We start from the raw sequence: 3,116 nt of genomic DNA on the forward strand, positions 1-3,116 counted from the left end.
TTCCGAGATTGCCCGGATTCTCTCTTTGGATTCCAGATAAGCCATCTCAGTGCCATAGCGTTTTTGTATCTCCAGCCGCTCTTCTTCACTGCGTTCTTTGAACATATCTTCAAACTCACGCTTAAACATCTCCGCATCAGTCAGCTTGTCCTGGCTAGTTCTGCCTATATAGAGAATGTCCACCGTGGCTCTATCTGCCACCGAGTCATTCATCTTATACACATCGATGAAGCTGCCAAAGCGTTCATGAGTTTTTTGCTTATGCCGTTCTGTGAGTAACGGGGTTCCGGTAAAAGCGATCTTGACCGCATTCGGAAAAGCCAGGAACAGGTTATCGCCCATCTCGCCACCCTGATCCTGATGTGCTTCATCAATCAACAGCAGTATCCGCTCACTGGTATTCAGCTCCGGAAACTCCTCATACTTCGGCACAATCCCCGCTGTCAATAGCGATTCTGCAGACACTGATCCACTGATCAGGAACTTGTGCAGCATCACCATATTCAGATTTGAACTGGTGTTCTTCAGCTTATCCAGATCCCTTTTGTGCTCAATCAACGTGAGGCTTTCTCCCGTATAGGTCACGGTGTGGGATAGCTGATCTTCCAAGTCCAGTCGATCATTGACCATGATCACTTTGTAATCCTTCAGATCATCCGTATCCCGCAGTTTCTTGATCAGGAATACCATAGTTAGGGACTTCCCCGAGCCTTGTGTATGCCAGATAACTCCACTGCGTTCAAAGGGTGTCTTTCCGATTCTGAGACGTTCGAGGATTTTCCCTACAGCACGGTATTGCTGATACCTGCAGACGATCTTGACCTTCTCGCCTCTCTTGATCTCCATGTATAGGGTGAAGTTCTTCAAGATATCCAGTATGATAGCTTTGTTCAGCATCCCATGGATCATCACTTCCTGGCGCTGCTCATCCGGAGATATGGAGATAGTTTTGTACTCCTCCGGGAAGATATCTTTCCAGTTCAGATAGTGGTCAAATTCGCCTGTGATGGTGCCAAATCTGGCTTCATTGCCATGAGTGACGATGTTGAAGAGATTGCAATGGAAAAGCCGCTCTTCGCCTTCCTTGATGCCATAATCATCCACTCTCAGGTTTGCATAGCGGTTGATCTGGATAAATGCTTCACTCAAGGGCTGAGCCACATCCATATCCTTGCATTCCACTACCACGATCGGCAAGCCATTGATAATCAGTACAATGTCCGGAATGATCGCAGCTCTGCTGGCTCCTGGAGTCTCGATCTTGAATTGATTGATGGCTATGAAGCTATTGCGCTCAGGATGGGCAAAATCAATCAACCTCACCGTGGGGTTTTGCTCTCCAGTCAGCGTATTCTGATCCACTGTTGTATTACGGGTCAGAAGCTCATATACAGCCTGATTTGCCTTGAGCAAGTCCATGCCGGGGTGCATGGTAAGCTCGCTAAGCACCGCATCAAGTTGTTTATCAGTTAGCCAGCTTCTGCCGTCCTCAGTCAGGTTGATTCGTTTCAGAGCTGCCCGGAATTCGTTCTCAAGGATATACTCTCTGAAACTTTCTCTCCTGCTGATGCTTGGATCATAGGGAGTAAACCCCGTTCCCTGATCTATTACCTCCCAACCAAGCTGCTGCAGCTTATCCAGGAAGGGACGTTCAACGCTATTATATTCGGACATTATTCCTCACCGGTTTATATTCTCCAAACCTCTAACGCCAGATTTATCAGCAATTGCTGCCTCTCGTCAATGGTTGCGGCATTCCAATCAGGAAAAAACTTCAGGAATTGATTTATCCTGTTCACTGATGATTGAGTACCAATGGTTGGCATCTCCACCAAGCTTCGAGTGAAGTACAGCCCGCTTGCTCTGTATTGAGCACACTTATTCTCGTACTTGTCATTGCTGGCTACGATATTTGCAGTCTTTTCAAGCAGAGTCAAGTTCCCAAGCTTTATCTTATACTGATCATAATCCTTACCAGGATTCTTCAATATGAAGTCCGCTCTCAATTCATTTTCCGGATTGTCGGGTAAAATATGCTCAATCTCATGCCCCGAATAGTCTCTGAGAGTTCTTTTATCGTTTATACCTGTAAAGCTCAGCTCAACAAACTGTGTCAGTTTAGCCAAGAGGTATTTGGTTCTGTAGTATTGAAGTGTGCCCAGTGCGTAAGTCCCCAGGAATGCTGCCAGTTCAGTTTGTTTCGCTTGAACATTAGGGACAAAATGTTTATCAATAAACTCATCCAACGCTGTCTTCTGGCTATCAGGATCTGTGAGTTTGGTAATATCCCTCAGTTCCCCCACCCACAGTGCAAAGTATCTTTCCAGTTCTTTGGTAGGTGTCTTGGTAAAGATGTAATAGAATAAGAAGATCTCAAGCTTCTTCACGAAATGGTTGAATAGATCAATCGGCAGTGATCTAACTGCAAGCATAAGAATGTAGTGCAAGCTGAAAGCGCCTCCGCAAAGCATTCTCAGGTTATCTGTATAAACGTTATCTTTACCATCTTTATCCTTGCCGTCTATGTATGCCAAATAGCACTTCAGATTGTCAATCAGATGCTTAACGAAAGCAAAGGGATCTTTCTTGTATCCGCAAAGAGAGGCATTCTTTTCATCTACCAGCCAATCATAAATCTCATCTTCTCTGAGAATGTAGTCTTTCCTGCTGTTATCAATGGGATAGTTCGACATCAGATAATAGCGCAGAAAGCGTAGTGGTTTTTCCTGTCTTTCCTCAAGCGGTTTCGTGATCTTCTTCCATTCATCTTTGAGCTTGGAGAACTCATCTGCATCCGCTTGTCTGAAGATCAGGTTCTTCATCAAGTCCATCGGATTCAAGCCAATGCCTCTTTCATTGATTGTCTCGAATATCTTCAAGGCACTGCTGATCTCTGTGGATATCTGAATAAATACAACCCGATTGGCGAGGTATGCCCAGAACTTGAGCAGTTTGTCTGTTTCGGGAAAGTTATCATTCAGATAGTCATACACCGTTCCATAGGCATTCACGATATTCTTGAGTGCTCCAAAAGTGTTAATTCCCGATGCCTTGATTGCTTTCTCAGTGGTTAAAGAGTCTTTGTTTTCTTTGATGATGCACTGTATTATCTCGAA

2 protein-coding genes are annotated in these 3,116 nt (G+C 44.8%); both read right to left on the reverse strand.

Annotated elements, in window-relative coordinates; all coding sequences use genetic code 11:
* On the reverse strand, positions 1–1,674 hold a 1,674-nt coding region (locus LHW48_07505; protein ID MCB5260301.1), incomplete at its 3' end, for an HsdR family type I site-specific deoxyribonuclease.
* A gap of 14 nt (positions 1,675–1,688) precedes the next feature.
* Positions 1,689–3,116, reverse strand: a 1,428-nt coding sequence (locus LHW48_07510; protein ID MCB5260302.1) for a DUF262 domain-containing HNH endonuclease family protein, incomplete at its 5' end; no start/stop codon positions are given.

The sequence above is a fragment of the Candidatus Cloacimonadota bacterium genome (genome assembly GCA_020532355.1).
Classification (GTDB): Bacteria; Cloacimonadota; Cloacimonadia; order Cloacimonadales; family Cloacimonadaceae; genus UBA5456.